Source organism: Pseudomonas sp. ASL3, from assembly GCF_056680425.1.
On the sequence record NZ_CM155281.1, the window covers coordinates 4,127,343 to 4,142,460 of the forward strand.

General features: G+C 61.1%; 15 protein-coding genes. 5 read left to right on the forward strand and 10 right to left on the reverse strand.

All coding sequences use genetic code 11. The annotated features are described in order from the left end of the window. Positions 1-218: 218 nt before the first annotated feature. The 4 genes from AC1MEE_RS19145 (at position 219) to AC1MEE_RS19160 (ending at position 2,373) form a co-directional block, all read left to right on the forward strand. On the forward strand, positions 219-416 hold the full coding sequence (locus AC1MEE_RS19145; protein ID WP_480411152.1) for a helix-turn-helix domain-containing protein: 198 nt from the start codon (positions 219-221) through the stop codon (positions 414-416). A 21-nt stretch (positions 417-437) separates the two neighbouring features. Further along, on the forward strand, positions 438-1,652 hold the full coding sequence (locus tag AC1MEE_RS19150; RefSeq protein WP_480411153.1) for a type II toxin-antitoxin system HipA family toxin: 1,215 nt from the start codon (positions 438-440) through the stop codon (positions 1,650-1,652). A gap of 137 nt (positions 1,653-1,789) precedes the next feature. Beyond that, complete coding sequence (locus tag AC1MEE_RS19155) at positions 1,790-2,044, forward strand: type II toxin-antitoxin system HicA family toxin (RefSeq protein WP_480411154.1); 255 nt, start codon at positions 1,790-1,792, stop codon at positions 2,042-2,044. Next, positions 2,041-2,373 (forward strand): type II toxin-antitoxin system HicB family antitoxin, encoded by a 333-nt coding sequence (locus tag AC1MEE_RS19160; protein WP_480411155.1) that lies wholly within the window; start codon positions 2,041-2,043, stop codon positions 2,371-2,373. The genes AC1MEE_RS19155 and AC1MEE_RS19160 overlap by 4 nt, the downstream gene beginning before the upstream one ends. Positions 2,374-2,421: 48 nt before the next feature. On the opposite strand, the gene AC1MEE_RS19165 is transcribed toward AC1MEE_RS19160, so the two are convergent. The 3 genes from AC1MEE_RS19165 to gabT form a co-directional block, all read right to left on the reverse strand. Continuing rightward, on the reverse strand, positions 2,422-2,910 hold the full coding sequence (locus tag AC1MEE_RS19165; RefSeq protein WP_480411156.1) for an Lrp/AsnC family transcriptional regulator: 489 nt from the start codon (positions 2,908-2,910) through the stop codon (positions 2,422-2,424). A gap of 47 nt (positions 2,911-2,957) precedes the next feature. Next, positions 2,958-3,614: an HAD family hydrolase gene (locus AC1MEE_RS19170; protein WP_480411157.1), complete on the reverse strand. Its 657-nt coding sequence runs from the start codon at positions 3,612-3,614 to the stop codon at positions 2,958-2,960. 96 nt (positions 3,615-3,710) lie between these two features. Continuing rightward, the gene (gabT, locus tag AC1MEE_RS19175) at positions 3,711-5,003 is read right to left on the reverse strand and encodes a 4-aminobutyrate--2-oxoglutarate transaminase (protein WP_480411158.1); all 1,293 of its coding nucleotides are present in this window, start codon (positions 5,001-5,003) and stop codon (positions 3,711-3,713) included. Between the two features lie 293 nt (positions 5,004-5,296). On the opposite strand from gabT, the gene AC1MEE_RS19180 reads away from it, so the two are divergent. After that, positions 5,297-6,223: a 2-hydroxyacid dehydrogenase gene (locus AC1MEE_RS19180; protein ID WP_480411159.1), complete on the forward strand. Its 927-nt coding sequence runs from the start codon at positions 5,297-5,299 to the stop codon at positions 6,221-6,223. Positions 6,224-6,338: 115 nt separating this feature from the next. Here the strand turns inward: AC1MEE_RS19180 and AC1MEE_RS19185 are convergent, their stop codons facing one another. The 7 genes from AC1MEE_RS19185 to AC1MEE_RS19215 all read right to left on the reverse strand — a co-directional run bounded on the left by AC1MEE_RS19185 (position 6,339) and on the right by AC1MEE_RS19215 (position 15,117). Beyond that, positions 6,339-7,418 carry a tartrate dehydrogenase gene (locus AC1MEE_RS19185; RefSeq protein WP_480411160.1) on the reverse strand — a complete coding sequence of 360 codons (1,080 nt, stop codon included), beginning with the start codon at positions 7,416-7,418 and terminating at the stop codon, positions 6,339-6,341. Between the two features lie 40 nt (positions 7,419-7,458). Next, complete coding sequence (locus AC1MEE_RS19190; protein WP_480411161.1) at positions 7,459-8,916, reverse strand: NAD-dependent succinate-semialdehyde dehydrogenase; 1,458 nt, start codon at positions 8,914-8,916, stop codon at positions 7,459-7,461. 388 nt (positions 8,917-9,304) lie between these two features. Then, entirely contained in the window at positions 9,305-10,465 is a 1,161-nt protein-coding gene (argE, locus tag AC1MEE_RS19195; RefSeq protein WP_480411162.1) for an acetylornithine deacetylase, read from the reverse strand. After that, a complete protein-coding gene (locus tag AC1MEE_RS19200) occupies positions 10,462-11,616 on the reverse strand; it encodes an NAD(P)/FAD-dependent oxidoreductase (RefSeq protein WP_480411163.1) in 1,155 nt (384 codons plus the stop codon). The genes argE and AC1MEE_RS19200 overlap by 4 nt, the downstream gene beginning before the upstream one ends. Further along, positions 11,613-12,989, reverse strand: a complete 1,377-nt coding sequence (locus AC1MEE_RS19205; protein WP_480411164.1) for an FAD/NAD(P)-dependent oxidoreductase — start codon at positions 12,987-12,989, stop codon at positions 11,613-11,615. Before AC1MEE_RS19205 ends, AC1MEE_RS19200 begins: the two co-directional genes overlap by 4 nt. Continuing rightward, a complete protein-coding gene (locus AC1MEE_RS19210; protein WP_480411165.1) occupies positions 12,971-13,279 on the reverse strand; it encodes a (2Fe-2S)-binding protein in 309 nt (102 codons plus the stop codon). Before AC1MEE_RS19210 ends, AC1MEE_RS19205 begins: the two co-directional genes overlap by 19 nt. Beyond that, positions 13,276-15,117 (reverse strand): ABC transporter ATP-binding protein, encoded by a 1,842-nt coding sequence (locus AC1MEE_RS19215; RefSeq protein ID WP_480411166.1) that lies wholly within the window; start codon positions 15,115-15,117, stop codon positions 13,276-13,278. Before AC1MEE_RS19215 ends, AC1MEE_RS19210 begins: the two co-directional genes overlap by 4 nt. Position 15,118: the final 1 nt, after the last annotated feature.

Sequence of the window (15,118 nt, forward strand, 5' to 3'; positions counted from 1 at the left end):
AGTTTGACACTACGCGCCTGCGAAGCGCCCCCTCTCCTCTGCTTCAAAGCTGTTTGAAAAAACCCAACTTGTTAAACCAATAAACTCTGTTATGTTTTAGCTAAACCAGTCTAAGACAACCGATTATTTATCTTATGCAACCCTATTTTCCCCTCGAATGCCGCGAAACCCTGCAGAACATAGGGCTTCGCGTGAAGCAGCAGCGCCTTGAGATGCAAATGCGGCAATCTGACCTTGCCCAGAGCATCGGCGTGTCGAGTCCGACCATCGGTAAAATCGAGGCTGGGGAGCGTGGCGTAGAACTGGGCACGTTCATGTTGGTGCTTTGGCGGCTGGGTCTTCTCGGTGAAATCATTGGGGGGGGTAAAGGCACCGCCGAAGCTGGAAACCGAAGCCCAACGCGTTCGGCTGCGTAAACCCAAAAAGGAGGAATTCTGATGGGACGTGCCTACATCTACATGCAGCTTCCTGACAGCGGTGAGGTGGTAACTCTCGGTCGGCTGGAGATCGTGAACGGCATAGGAGAGTTCGTTTACAGCCCGGAGTTTGTCGAAGGACGTGGCTGGGTTCCCGACTCCTTTCACTACCCATTGCGAAGCGAGTTTCACTCGGGGATCACGACGAATGCTGGCATTCCTGGCTTTGTCCGCGGCGCCACACCTGATGGCTGGGGCCAGCGAGTGCTGGCTAAAGCAGCGGGTGCGGAATTGGCGGCAATCGACTATCTGCTCAAGTCCACGAACCAGGATCGCTCCGGCACGTTGATGGTGGGTAGCACACGCAAGCCACCTAGAGGCGTGGGCCAGTCTGGCATTGGCGACATCACCGCACTGGAGGATTTCATTGCCTTTGCAGATGGCGTTCAAGGGCACGTCCCTCGCCCCATCGATGCACCCGCACGGCAAGCAGCCCGCCAGCGCTCGTCATTGGGTGGCGCCCGTCCTAAATGCACCTTGCGCCACGAATCGCGACTGATTCTCGCCAAACCACGCGACCGGCATGATGACTTCGACGTGCCGTCCATGGAGCACGCCTGTATGACGTTTGCCGCCGCCAAAGGGTTGCGGGTGGCGAGAACTCAACTGCATGTGGGAAGCAAGAGCGTGCTGTTGGTGGACCGGTTCGACCGTAAGGCACACGAAGGCGGCTTTCGACGAATCCCGATGCTCAGCGCCCTGACGCTCTTGGACAGTGACTGGCTTGCGCCCGACCGAGGCCGGTGGCGATACGCGGCGGTGGCTGACGAGATGCGTCGTCGCGGTGTGCCGCAGAGTGACTTGCAAGAACTGTACAAGCGGATGTGCTTTAACGCCCTTGCAGGCAACGACGATGACCACCCAAAAAACCACGCCATTATTTGGATTGAGGGCGGCTGGCGCTTGTCTCCCATGTATGACGTGGTCCCGACGCTGGACGGCGAATCACCCACCTCTCTGGCCATGGCGATAGGTAGCGAAGGTTCGTTGATTACCCGAGCCAACCTGCTCAGCCATGCCGAACATTTTGATCTCAGCCGAGGAGCCGCCGAGGCGATTCTGGATGAGGTAGCGGGCTGGGAAAATGAGTTGCGCGAACACTATGAACAACTGCTCTCCGAGCCGGAGCGGGCGTTGGCAACAGCAGCCATTGGTGCGTGGCGCATGAGGGGCTGAGGGTGTCATGCACACAGTATCAAGCCATTCACGAATAAATTCGCGTGGAGATCGAAGCGACTCGTCGTAGTTATCACGTCCCTTTTTCCTACAAATCCTGGCTTGAGCGAAATTAAACGGTATCATAATCTGATACCATGAATAACAAGCAATCAAGTACTCTGAATGCCATATTTTCCAGGCCCGTGCCAAGCACTCTGGAGTGGGTCCGAATCGAGTCCCTTTTCAATGCTGTCGGTGCCCGAACAATCGAGGGTAACGGGTCTCGGGTTCGTTTTGAACTCAACGGAGTGGTGGCCACGTTCCATCGCCCTCATCCGGACAAGGAGGCAAAACCCTATCAGGTCCGCGATGCGCGAGCGTTCCTCGAACAAGCAGGAGTGACCCTATGAACGTCATGAATTACAAAGGCTACGCGGCTCGAATTGAGTACAGCGATGAGGACGGCTTACTGATAGGCCACATCGCGGGTATTCGTGACGTGGTGGGCTTCCACGGCGAATCTGTGGCCGAGTTGCGTACGGCATTTGAAGAGGCGGTAAACGACTACCTGGACACTTGCGCCAAACTCGGGCGTGAACCTCAAAAGACCTACTCCGGCAAGCTCAGCCTGCGTCTGGAGCCTGCGTTACATGCAACGATTGCCTCCAAGGCCGAGCTTTCGCACAAAAGCATCAATCAGTGGGTGAGCGATCTTCTCAATCGCGAGGCTCGGGTTTGAGGGATGAGGTGATGGCAACAGGCCGACGGCGCCGGCCTTCAGTGGCGATCAGTGACGCAACAGCTTACGCAGCGGTACGCCATCTTTCATGACCGGCGATTTGATGACGATATAGCTGAAGTACTTGGAGATGCCGATGTTCTTGTCCAGAAGGCTTTCGATCACTTCCTGATAGTGCTGGATGCTTCGGGTCATGAAACGCACCAGGTAATCGTAACCGCCGCTGATCAAATGGCATTCGAGCACCTCATCGACCAAGCGAATATTGGACTCGAACTTGGCGAAGTCTTCCCGTTTGTGGTCGCTGAGCGTGACCTCGGTAAACACCGTGACCGAGTCGGTGATTTTGGCCAGATTGAGGTGAGCTTTGTAGCTGGAAATATAGCCTGCCGATTCCAGCCGTTTGACCCGCTGCAGGCATGGGCTGGCCGACAGGCCAACAGCATCGGCCAGACTGACGTTGGTCATGCGACCGTCTTTTTGCAGTTCAACCAAGATGCTGATATCAATCCGGTCCAGTTTGACTAAACCTTCCATTACGTTCCTTTTGATTGCTGTCCAGATATGCAGTCTTTCTAGCAAAATCAGCGCCGTAAAGACAGCTGATGTTGAGCGACCAGGTCAGCCATGCTGTTGATGCAGAAATCCGCCGGGCACGGTTGGGCATGCCTGGCACGACTACGGCAGATCAGACACAAGCCGGCCGACATCGGCGGCTCGGCGGGAGGCCTGGAAACCAGCAGGATATCCTTGGGTTCGAGGTCGTTGGCCAAGAGCCAGTCGCGATCCTCCAGAGGGCTGCTGGCCTGGGACAACAAGTCGTCCGGCACGATCCCCAGACGCTCACAGAGCGGCCCTCGATCCTCGGCATCGCGATCAACATAGACCAACAGTCGATAAAACTTGCGCAGGTACAACATGGCACCGGGCCCGTCTTCGAACAGTGACCAGTTGGGCACCGAACGAGCAAAGCTCATGCCCTCCTCCCAACTGGCCTTGAACCCCAGGCGCTCGGCCAACTGACGATGGGCGAAGCACAGCAGCCCGCTGAAACCCAGTTCAGCGAAACGTGGATAAAGCGTGCGCACCACCTCGTTGTACTCGGCCAGTACCTGTTCCTTTCCCGGTGCAGCCGGGCGGTTTTCGAGCATCGGTTGCAGGGCGGTCCAGACTCCAGAATCCCGATCGACCAGGACTTCATCGCAATCGATCAGCAGTGCACGATAATCAGTCAGGCCCATGGCGTGTACAGCCTCCAATGATGCATTTCATCGATTCATGCCCCAAAAGTTCCCACGGTCGCCGCCTTGCTACGTTGCGCCGACCGTGGCCGTAGTTCAGTTCAAGACTCGTGCCAGCGCCACTTCGAGAATCTCGAGCGCTTCGTCGATCTGCTCCTCCCGGGTGACCAGGGGAGCCAGGAAGCGCAGCACGTTACGGTACACCCCACACTTGATCACCAGCAGGCCGCCGACCCGGGCCTGATCGATCAACTGTTGCGTCAGCTCGGCATCCGGGCTGCGAGCGGCGTCGTCCTTGACCAACTCGATCGCCAGCATAAAGCCAGTACCGCGTACGTCGCCAATTCGCGGATTACGCGCCTGCAAGCGCAGCAGCCCCTGGCGCAGACGCTCACCCAGCTTCTCGCCGCGCGCAAGCAGTTGTTCCTGCTCGTAGGCCTCGATCACCGCCAGCGCCGCCGCACACGCCAGGGCGTTGCCACCGTACGTGCCGCCGAGGCCGCCGGGCAAGGGTGCGTCCATGATCTCGGCACGGCCGACGACACCCGACAGCGGCAAGCCACCGGCCAGGCTTTTGGCGACAGTGACCAGGTCGGGCTGGATCCCGGCGTGCTGGAAACCAAACCATTTGCCGGTGCGACCGAAGCCCGTCTGGATTTCATCGAGAATCAGCACAATCCCGTGTTGTTCAGTCAGCGCCCGCAGTGCCTGGAGAAACTCCACCGGCGCCGACAGGAAGCCGCCGTCACCCTGCACCGGCTCGATGATGATTGCCGCTACGCGGTCCGGTGCCACTTGGGTCGCCAGCAATTCGTGCAGGCTTTGCAGCGCCATCTCACTGCTGACACCGCGATAGGCATTTGGATACGGGGTATGGAACACCTCGGGAGCGAAGGGTCCGAAGTTCTGTTTATAGGGCTGGCTCATGCCGGTCAGGGTCGTGCCGAGCAAGGTGCGGCCATGAAACCCGCCGCGAAAGGCAATGACTGCCGAGCGATTGGTGTGGGCGCGGGCGATCTTCACCGCGTTTTCCACCGCCTCTGCACCCGAGGTAAACAGCGCCGCCTTATAGGCTTCGCCGCCACCGACCAGCTCGCACAGGCGCTGAGCCAAGTCGAGATAAGGCTGATAGGCGACCACCTGGAAGCAGGCATGGGAGACCTTTTGCAACTGGGCCTGCACCGCCTCGACCACCTTCGGATGATTGTGCCCGATATTCAGCACGCCGATGCCGCCGACAAAGTCCAGGTAGCGTTTGCCGTCCACATCCCATAGCTCGGAACCCTGGGCCCGGTCGATGACCAACGGGTGGGCCGTGACCAGGCCTCGAGGCACGAACTGATCGCGCTGACGGAGCAAATGAGGTGTTTTGTCGACTTTGCTATTCATGGCGTTCCCCATAGTGAGCCTGGCAACCTGGAGGCGGCTGCGATGCTGTTCAGGTTAAGCCTTCAGCGAAACGATCTAAGCCGAACTTGGCCCCTGAGAAATTCGGATCGACTGTTTTCACCCTCACAAACGGCAGAATCCTTCAGCCCTGGGCAGCTCCATGGAATCTGCCGGGCAACGCCCCATTCAGCGCAGCGCAACGCGTTTGCGCCGGGGCTTTCGACAGATCCTGCTCTGGCGTTGAGGCATGATGAACCTCACCCTTTTCAGTTCACTCAACTCAGAAGATTGCCATGGCCCTGCTCTATAAAGCTGACCCGGTGCGCGGCGAACAGTGGAAAGCGCTGTTCGCCGAACACGCCCCGGATATCGAATGGCGCGCCTGGCCGGATATCGGCGACCCAGCGGACATCCACTACCTGGCTGCCTGGCAGGCGCCGGACGATCTCGACGTCCTGCTGCCCAATCTGCAGGTGTTGTTTGCGTTATCAGCGGGGGTCGATCAACTGGACCTTGGACGCTTGCCAGTGAACCTGCCCGTGGTGCGGTTGCTGGACCCGGGCATCACCCAGGGCATGTGTGAATATGCCAGTTTTGCCGTGCTCGGCCTTCACCGGGACATGCTGCGCTATCGGCAACAACAGGTTGAACAGCGCTGGCAGGCGCACCCGTTGCTCCCCGCGCAAAAACGCCGGGTCGGTGTCATGGGCCTGGGTTTGCAGGCGCAGCAGATACTCGCCACCTTGCAGACGTTCGGCTTCGCAATGTCCGGCTGGGCCCGCAGCGAACATCGAATCGCCGGCGTGGAGTGCTTTGCCGGCACCGGGCAACTTCCAGCCTTCCTTAGCCAGTGCGACATTCTGCTGTGTGTCTTGCCACTGACCGAGCAGACCCAAGGCATTCTCGACCGGCAGTTGTTCCAGCACCTGCCCCACGGCGCGGCGCTGATCAACATGGGACGTGGCGGGCATCTGGTGGAGAGTGACTTGCTCGACGCGCTGGTCAGTGGGCAAATCAGCGCGGCGGTGCTCGATGTACTGCAACAAGAACCTGCCGCGCCAGACCATCCTTTCTGGCAACACCCGCAGATTCTGCTGACCCCGCATATCGCGGCGATGACCCAACCAGACAGTGCGTTTGGGGGGTTGCTGGAGAACATCCGTCGGCATGAGCATGGTGAAACCATGATCGGGCAGATTGACCGAGAGCAGGGCTATTGATCGGAATTGCGACCGCTACGCGCTCGATCGCAGCCTGCGACAGCTCCTACTCCGACCGTGTCACCCAAGGAGCTGCCGAAGGCTGCGATGAGGTCGACGCAGTCCCCCTAAAAGTTCAAAGCGCCTCGGCGATCGCCTTGCCGACTTCCTGAGTCGAGCCCTGGCCGCCCAGATCGGGCGTGGTCGGGCCGTGTGCGATGACGTTCTCGATGGCCTTGAGAATCCCGTCATGGGCTGCGCGGTAGCGCTCATCGCCATTGCCGAGAAAGTCCAGCATCAAGGCCCCGGACCAGATCATGGCAATCGGGTTGGCGATGTTGCGACCGTAGATATCCGGCGCCGAACCATGCACCGGCTCGAACAGCGAGGGGAAGCGACGTTCCGGGTCAAGGTTGGCCGAGGGGGCGATGCCGATCGTGCCAGCGCAGGCCGGTCCCAGATCGGAAAGAATATCGCCGAACAGGTTCGACGCCACCACCACATCGAACCGGTCCGGTTGCAGCACGAAGCGCGCACAGAGAATGTCGATGTGCTGCTTGTCCCAGGTGATGTCCGGGTACTGCTCGGCCATCAACGCCGTGCGCTCATCCCAGTACGGCATGCTGATGGATATGCCATTGGACTTGGTCGCCGCGGTCAAGCGCTTGCGCGGCCGGGTCTGGGCCAGTTCGAAGGCGTACTTGAGAATCCGGTCCACCCCACGCCGGGTAAAGACCGATTCTTGCAACACGAACTCATGCTCGGTGCCTTCGAACATCTTGCCACCCACCGAGGAATACTCACCCTCGGTGTTTTCGCGGATCACCACGAAATCGATATCCCCGGGCTTGCGTCCAGCCAGGGGGCATGGCACCCCCGGAAACAGCCGCACCGGGCGGATATTCACATACTGGTCGAAGTCGCGGCGGAACTTGAGCAGCGAGCCCCACAGGGAAATATGATCCGGCACCTTGTCCGGCCAACCCACTGCACCGAAGTAGATAGCATCGAAGCCTTTCAGTTGCTCGAACCAGTCAGCGGGCATCATCTGCCCGTGTTCCAGGTAGTAATCACAGTGGGCCCAATCGAGGATCTCGATGCTTAGATCCAGTCCCCACTTCTGCGCCGCCTGCTCCAGCACTCGTAGGCCTTCGGGCAATACTTCCTTGCCGATACCATCGCCGGCAATCGCAGCGATTCTGAATGTTTTGCTCATGGGGCATGCCTCCTCAATGTCTGTTCAAGCAGTAGCCGGGTTACAGCCCGCCGATATGGAAAGCCTTGACCTCAAGGTATTCATCCAGCCCGTACTTGGAGCCTTCACGGCCCAGGCCCGACTGTTTGATGCCGCCGAACGGCGCGACTTCCATGGAAATGATCCCGGTATTGAGGCCGACCATGCCGAACTCCAGGGCCTCACCGAACCGCCATGAGCGGCGCAGATCCTGGGTGAAATAGTAGGCACCCAGGCCATAGGGCGTGGCATTGGCCAAGGCCAGTGCCTGTGCTTCATCAGTAAAGCGCATCAGCGGTGCCACCGGGCCGAAGGTTTCTTCGTTGGCCAGCAGCATGCCGGCGTGGGTCTCGCCAAGGACCGTCGGCTGGACGAACTGGCTGTCGCCTTCGGGAACACCGCCACACAGTAAACGGGCACCCTGGCTCAGGGCATCGTCGATATGCCGGGCGACTTTGCTGACCGCCGCCGAATTGATCAGCGGGCCGATGGTCACGTCGGCGTCCAGGCCATTGCCGACCTTGAGCTTGCCCACTTCTTCCACCAGCCGCTGGGCAAAGCGCTCGTAGATGCCGTCCTGAACCAAAATACGGTTGGCGCAGACACAGGTCTGTCCGGCGTTGCGAAACTTGCTGAGCATGATCCCGGCCACCGCCTGCTCCAGGTCGGCATCGTCAAACACGATAAACGGTGCGTTACCGCCCAGTTCAAGGCTGAGGCGCTTGATATGTTCGGCACTCTGGCGCATCAGCAGCCTTCCGACGGCGGTCGAGCCGGTGAAGGAAATCTTGCGCACCGTCGGGTTGCTGGTCAGCTCTTCGCCGATCCCGGCCGGCATACCGGTCAGGACGTTGAACACCCCAGCGGGGATTCCGACCCGCTCGGCCAACACCGCCAGCGCGAGGGCCGACAGCGGCGTCAGGTCCGAGGGTTTGACAATGATCGGGCAGCCGGCCGCCAGGGCCGGAGCGCATTTGCGGGTGATCATCGCGTTGGGAAAGTTCCACGGGGTGATGGCTGCGCAGACCCCGACCGGTTGCTTGAGGGTCAGCAAACGGCGGTCGCCGCTGGGGGCCGGCATGGTTTCGCCATACACCCGACGGGCTTCTTCGGCGAACCATTTGACGAACCCGGCGCCATAGCGAATTTCGCCCTTGGCTTCACTCAGCGGTTTGCCCTGCTCGCAGGTCATGATCAAGGCCAGGTCGTCGAGGTTATCGAGCATGGCCTGATACCAGCGCTCCAGCAGCGCCGCGCGCTCGGCAGCGGGACGTGCCCGCCAGGCCGGCCAAGCCCGCTCGGCCGCCTCAATGGCACGTCGGGTTTCCGCGCCTTGCATGGCCGGAACCCGGGCCAGGCATTCACCGCTGGCCGGGTCGATAACCTCCAGGGTCGCTGCGTTATCGGCGGCGATCCACTGCCCGTCGACATAGGCAAGCTCTGCCAGCAGGCTAGGGTCTTTCAAACGATTCTTGAGCATGGTCGAGTCCTGATCCGAGACAACTGCCAGTCTAAGCAGCTGCCGCAGGCGAGGATGCTGAAAGCGCCAAACCAGCAGCGGGGGATGCTGAAAATCACCCTGCGACGGCAGGCTCTACTGGTTAGCCACCGCCCCCTGTAGCAAACACGGTGTTGGGTTCCCCTTGAATTCGCTCCCAGCGGATCTGTGTCGAACACAAATCCTTGTAGGAGCTGCCGAAGGCTGCGATCACCCCGGGGTCGCGTCCGACGGAACCGGTCGTAGATGCAGATATTTTTGAAGGCCGTTCCGGCCTTATCGCAGCCTTCGGCAGCTCCTACATGGGTTCGGCGTATTGCCTGGGAACATAGAATCTCCCACAGAGGGCTCGGCCAATCACCTATTGCTCCTACACCCGTTTCAATGACCCCAACAGCCCTTCAAGAAACCGCTGCCCGGCGACCATCTGGCTGATCTCGATAAATTCGTCAGGCTTGTGCGCCTGCTCGATGGAGCCCGGCCCGCAGACCACTACAGGAACATCCAGTCGCTGGGTGAACAAGCCGCCTTCGGTGCCGAAGGACACTTTGGCGTAGCCGGTGTCCGGGGCGGCGAAGTTCTTGAGCAGGCGTACGGCTTCGACGCTGGGGTGAGTTTCAAGGCCGGGGTAGACGTTCAGGGTTTCAATCTCAATGGCCGCGACGCTGGACAAACGCTTGGCCTCGCGCACGATGACCTCTGCACGCTCGCGCATCTGCTCCAGAAACTGATCCAGATCGTCAGCCGGCAGGTTGCGCACTTCGAAATCCAGGGTGCACAGGTTCGGCACGATGTTCAGCGCCTTGCCGCCATCGATACGCCCGACATGCACAGTGCTATAGGGAATGTCGTAGTCCGCATCCTGAGCGCCCTGTTCTTTCAAGTGCTGCTGGCTCTGACGCAGTGCGGCGATGAAGTCGCAGGCCACGTGGATAGCGTTGACCGCCAGCGGTGCCAGGGAGGAATGGGCTTCCTGACCACGACAATAGGTGCGGTAAGAGCCCTTGCCCTTGTGCCCGAGGACGAACTGCATCTGTGTCGGCTCGCCGATCAGACACAAGAACGGCCGCAACGGCGCCAGGTGCAACACGTCGAGCAAACGTCGCACCCCGACGCAACCGGTCTCTTCATCATGGGACAACGCCAGTTGCAGCGGCCGGCTCAACGGGCCATCGGCAGCGTCAAGCATGGCGTCGATGGCCAGCGCGATAAAGCCTTTCATGTCGCAACTGCCACGACCATAGATGCGCCCATCCTGCACCGTCGCCTGGAACGCCGGAACGCTCCAGGCCTGACCGGCCGCGGGCACCACGTCGGTGTGCCCGGACAGCAGAATCCCTGGCAGTTCACGAGGGCCGGTGCTGGCGAACAGATTGGCCTTACGCCCGCTCTCGTCCTTGACGATCAATGACTCAATACCCTTGCTCAGCAGCAGCTCGCGCACGTACTCGATCAATGCCAGATTCGACTCCGAAGAGACGGTGTCAAAGGCGATCAGTCGCTTGAGAATCTCTAGTACACGGGGTTTCATGAAGCTTTGCTCCGTTGCTCGGATGAAGTGGCGAACCTGCGGATGCTGAACGGTTCAATGGCGGTGCTGGTACTGCCGGTACTGATCAGTTCGGCCATCACATCCCCCACGCCCGGGCCCAGCTGGAAGCCGTGACCGCAGAAACCGAAGGCGTAGAACAGGCCATCGACCGTGCCGCTAGGGCCCATGATCGGCAGAGAGTCAGGAAGGTAACCTTCGATACCGCTCCAGACCCGGATGATGTTCAAGTTACCGACGCCGGGCAGCAAGCGACGCATCTGCTGCATCTGGTTGAGGATGCTGCGCGGCTCGACCTGGGCCCGGCGCGTGGTCATGTCCGGTTTGCTGCGATAGCCGCCACCAATGACGATGTTGCCGCGCGGGATCTGACGAAAATAGATCACCTCTTCGGGAATCTTGGTGTACACGCCGATCACCGTCGGCAAGGCGTAGGGCACCGGTTCGGTCACGGCCATCTGCGGGCCGTGGGTGTCCAGCGGCACCGGTTCGCCGAACTGCGCCGAGAGTTTCTGGCCCCAGGCGCCGGCGGTTATCAGCAAACGCTCGGCGTTGAATTGGCGACCATCGGTGGTGGTCACTGCAAACGCGCCACCGACCTTCTGCACCTCGGCCACTTCGGTCTGCTCTTCGATTCGAGCCCCGGCGCGGCGCGCGGCACGGGCAAATGCCGGTGCCGCGAGACGCGGATTGGCATGTCCATCGTGAGGCGCGTAGGAGCCGCCTTTGACGTCCGGGCCGAGAAACGGAAAGCGCTTGTGCAATGCCTGGCCGCGATAGATCTGCAAGTCCAGTTGCCGGGCTTCGGGAGCAGCGGCGTAGGCCTCCAGCTCGGCGATTTCATCCTCGCGGTAACACACGCGCATATGCCCGCTGGCAATAAATTCAAGGTCGTCATCGATCAATTCCGGCAGGCGTTTCCATAGCCCCCAGGAGCGATTGGCCAATTCCAGCTGCCCCAGGAAACGCCCCTGGCGCCGTACATTGCCGAAGTTCACGCCGCTGGCGTACTGACCGATCTGGTCGCGCTCAAGCAGGATCACCGACTGCCCGCGCTGGCGCAGGAAAAACGCCGCCGCCGAGCCCATCAGGCCGCCGCCGACAATCAATACATCGGCTTTTTCCGGGGTCATGGCGACACCTCCTCAGTGAGCATCGAAAGTGGCTTGACTGGCGCCTGGCCGCGTTGCCGACCAACCTGTTGCACGCTGACGCCAGCGGCGGCAGCAATCACCTCGGCCCCGGCCTGGGAGCAATAGCGGCCCTGGCAGCGGCCCATGCCGACCCGGCTGAACGCCTTGGCACGATTGACTTCGCAAGCGCCCTTCTCACTGACGGTGCGGCGCAACTCCCCGGCGCTGATCATTTCACAGCGGCAGACAATCGCCTCGTCCGGCAACGCTTTGGCTTGGGCAGATGGCCAGGGAAAGGCCTGGGCCAGGCCGAGGCGAAACTGATCCATCACTGCCAAGGCACGACGCTGCTCGGCGTACAGCCCGGCATCCACTGGCTGTTGCAGGTCCTGTAACAGCGCCAGCGCGGCCAGGCGCCCGGCATGTTCCGCCGCGTCGGCCCCACGAATTTTCGAACCGTCACCAGCGGCATACACACCGCTGACCGACGTCCGGCCCTCTTCATCGGTCTCCAGCAACCACTGGCTCGACGCCTCATCGAAGCGCAAGCGACAACCCGCCAGATCCGCCAATTGGGTTTCCGGGCGCAAGTGATAACCCAAGGCAAGTGCATCGCATTCGACCTGCAAGGTGTCTCCTCGGGCCGTGCGCACGCGCACGCCACTGACGCCGCTGGCCGGATCCCCCAGCACTTGCAAGGGTTCGATCCCAAGGTGTACCGGGATCTTCGCGCGGTAGAGTTGCGCCAATAATTTCACCCCGGTAAACAGCAAACCGGGCCGGGCGAGCAATTTTGGCAAGGCGCCAATCCGCTTGCTGAGCGGCGAGGTGTCGAGCACCGCTGCCACCTGGGCACCGGCCTTGAGGTACTGGCTGGCCACTAGGTACAACAGCGGCCCGCTGCCCATGAACACCACGTTATGACCGATGGACACCGACTGCGCCTTAAGCGCGATCTGCGCCCCGCCCAAACTGTAAGTACCTGCCAACTGCCAACCCTCAATCGGCATCAAGCGGTCGGTGGCACCCGTGCAGAGGATCAGCGCGTCGTAATCCACCGTCGAGTGTTTCCCCTGACTGACGCAGCACAGCTGCCCCGGCGTCAGGTTCCACACCAGGGTGTCCGGACGGTAATCGATCTGCCCGCGCAGGCGATCGAAGCTCTGGTGCAGGGCCTTGGCCCTTCCGGCTTCGGTGCCGTAAAGAGTGGCGTAATCGCGGGTAAAACCTTCAGGTTGGCGACGATAGATCTGCCCGCCATCGCGTCGGTTTTCGTCGATCAGAATCGGTTTAATGCCCGCAGCCAGCAGGGTTTCGGCGCAACGGACGCCGGCAGGCCCGGCGCCAACGATAACTATCCGTGCAGTGGCCATATCGCCTCCGGTTGTGTGGTGACGATATCCAGGCCTTCGCGGACCTCGTTGGAGCAAGCACGCAAGCGCTCGCCATTGCGCGTCCAGACCCAGCAGTCCTGGCAGGCCCCCATCAGGCAGAAGCCAGCACGCCGCCCCGAGTCGAATTCCGATTGGCGTAACGCCGTGCCCTGGGTCAACAAGGCGACCATCAGCGTATCGCCCTGCAACGCCTCGATGGGTGCACCGTCGACTGTCAGGCTGACGGTCGCCCGGTCGCGTTCACCCAACCTTACGAAACGCCCCTTCATGCATAGGCTCCCATGGTCATGCCGTTTAAATTCTGCTGAGTCAGTAGCAGCTCGGCGCTGTCGTGATGGCAGAGGATTTCACTGCCGCCGACGATGTTCCGACGGTTCGGCGCGGTGCGATTGCAGAGCCCGTCGACGCGCATCGGGCAGCGATTGAGAAAGGTGCAGAGCTCCGGCACATTGGCCGACGCGCCGATCGGCGGCAGCTTGCCGCAGGTCGTGCCGCAGCTTTCCAGCCAGCCTTGGCGCAGTTCCGGCACCGAGTGGATCAGCAGGTCGGTGTAGGGATGAAACGGCGCCTGGACGAACGACTCGCGGCTGCCGGCCTCCACCTTGTGGCCGCTGTACATCACCACAATGTCATCGCACAGGGCTCGCACCGTTGAAATGTCGTGGCTGATAAACAGGTATGAGACCCCTAGCTCCCGACGCAGATCGCCCAGCAGTTCGAGAATCGCCGCGCCGACCACGGTATCCAGCGCCGAGGTGACCTCGTCGCAGAGAATCAGGTCCGGTTTGGCCGCCAGTGCCCGGGCCAGGTTGATCCGCTGTTTCTGCCCGCCGGAGAGTTCGTTGGGGCGTCGTTCGGCCATGCTCCGTGGCAGGCGCACCAGGTCCAGCAGTTCATCGATACGCTGGCGTAATGCGGCGCCCTTGAGGCCGTGGTACATCTTCAACGGCCGGCTGAGAATGGCACTGACGCTGTGCATCGGATTGAGCGCGGTGTCGGCATTCTGGAAAACCATCTGGATTCGCCGAAACTGCTCGTCAGTGCGCTCGGACAACTTGCCACCCAAGGGTTTGCCGTCAAAGGTCAGGCTGCCCAACGCCGGGTCCAACAGACCGGCGACCACCCGCGCCAGGGTCGACTTGCCGGAACCCGACTCGCCGATCACACCAATCGCCTGGCCACGGCGTACGGTCAGGTCGATGTCTTCCAGGACGCGGATCATCGGCATCCCTTGCAGGTTTTTTTTGCCATAGCCGGCGGTCAAGCCCTTGATGGTCAGCAGCGGTTCCTCTGCGGCCACCTCGCTGGGCGGGCGCATCGTCGCATCCGGCCGCGCCGCCGACAGCAGACTCCGGGTGTACTCATGGCTCGGGCCCTTGAGCAACGGCGCGGTGGCGCTCTGTTCAAGTATCTGCCCGCCGTTAAGCACCACGATCTGATCGGCCATCTGCGCCACAACCGCCAGGTCATGGGACACGTAAACAGCAGTCGCCCCGCGTTCGCGGACCACCCGCTTGAACGCCCGCAGCACATCGATCTGGGTCGTCACATCGAGGGCCGTGGTCGGCTCATCAAGCACCACCAGCAACGGATCGCTGATCAGCGCCATGGCCGCCATGACCCGTTGCAGTTGTCCGCCGGACACTTGGTGGGGATAGCGTTGACCAATGTGTTCGGGGTCCGGCAGGGACAAATCACGGAACAGCTCGACCGCCTTGGCCTCAAGCGTGGCCCGACTGCCCAGGCCATGAATCAATGCGCCCTCCACCACTTGATCGAGGAGTTTTTTCGCCGGGTTGAACGCCGCCGCTGCGCTTTGCGCGATATAGGACACCCGGTTGCCGCGCAGCCCCTGTAACTGGCTTTCGCTCAACCCGAGCATGTCGTGTTCGCCGACCTGCACCGATCCGCCGGCCAATCGGCAACCCCGCCGGGCATAGCCCAGCAGCGCGAGCGCGATGGTGGTTTTGCCAGAGCCGGACTCACCGATCAGCGCCAGTACTTCACCCTTCTCCAGGGAAAAGCTCACACCCTTGACGATTTCCACCTCGCCGCGCTCACCGCAGGCGACCACCCGCAGGTCTTGAACTCGAATCAACTCACTCATC

Coding starts and splice junctions, on each gene's coding strand:
- AC1MEE_RS19215 (WP_480411166.1), bottom strand. CDS start 15,117: ATGAGTGAGTTGATTCGAGTTCAAGACCTGCGGGTGGTCGCCTGCGGT.
- argE (WP_480411162.1), bottom strand. CDS start 10,465: ATGAAACCCCGTGTACTAGAGATTCTCAAGCGACTGATCGCCTTTGAC.
- AC1MEE_RS19160 (WP_480411155.1), top strand. CDS start 2,041: ATGAACGTCATGAATTACAAAGGCTACGCGGCTCGAATTGAGTACAGC.
- AC1MEE_RS19155 (WP_480411154.1), top strand. CDS start 1,790: ATGAATAACAAGCAATCAAGTACTCTGAATGCCATATTTTCCAGGCCC.
- AC1MEE_RS19165 (WP_480411156.1), bottom strand. CDS start 2,910: ATGGAAGGTTTAGTCAAACTGGACCGGATTGATATCAGCATCTTGGTT.
- AC1MEE_RS19145 (WP_480411152.1), top strand. CDS start 219: ATGCGGCAATCTGACCTTGCCCAGAGCATCGGCGTGTCGAGTCCGACC.
- AC1MEE_RS19200 (WP_480411163.1), bottom strand. CDS start 11,616: ATGACCCCGGAAAAAGCCGATGTATTGATTGTCGGCGGCGGCCTGATG.
- AC1MEE_RS19180 (WP_480411159.1), top strand. CDS start 5,297: ATGGCCCTGCTCTATAAAGCTGACCCGGTGCGCGGCGAACAGTGGAAA.
- AC1MEE_RS19210 (WP_480411165.1), bottom strand. CDS start 13,279: ATGAAGGGGCGTTTCGTAAGGTTGGGTGAACGCGACCGGGCGACCGTC.
- AC1MEE_RS19150 (WP_480411153.1), top strand. CDS start 438: ATGGGACGTGCCTACATCTACATGCAGCTTCCTGACAGCGGTGAGGTG.
- AC1MEE_RS19170 (WP_480411157.1), bottom strand. CDS start 3,614: ATGGGCCTGACTGATTATCGTGCACTGCTGATCGATTGCGATGAAGTC.
- AC1MEE_RS19205 (WP_480411164.1), bottom strand. CDS start 12,989: ATGGCCACTGCACGGATAGTTATCGTTGGCGCCGGGCCTGCCGGCGTC.
- AC1MEE_RS19185 (WP_480411160.1), bottom strand. CDS start 7,418: ATGAGCAAAACATTCAGAATCGCTGCGATTGCCGGCGATGGTATCGGC.
- gabT (WP_480411158.1), bottom strand. CDS start 5,003: ATGAATAGCAAAGTCGACAAAACACCTCATTTGCTCCGTCAGCGCGAT.
- AC1MEE_RS19190 (WP_480411161.1), bottom strand. CDS start 8,916: ATGCTCAAGAATCGTTTGAAAGACCCTAGCCTGCTGGCAGAGCTTGCC.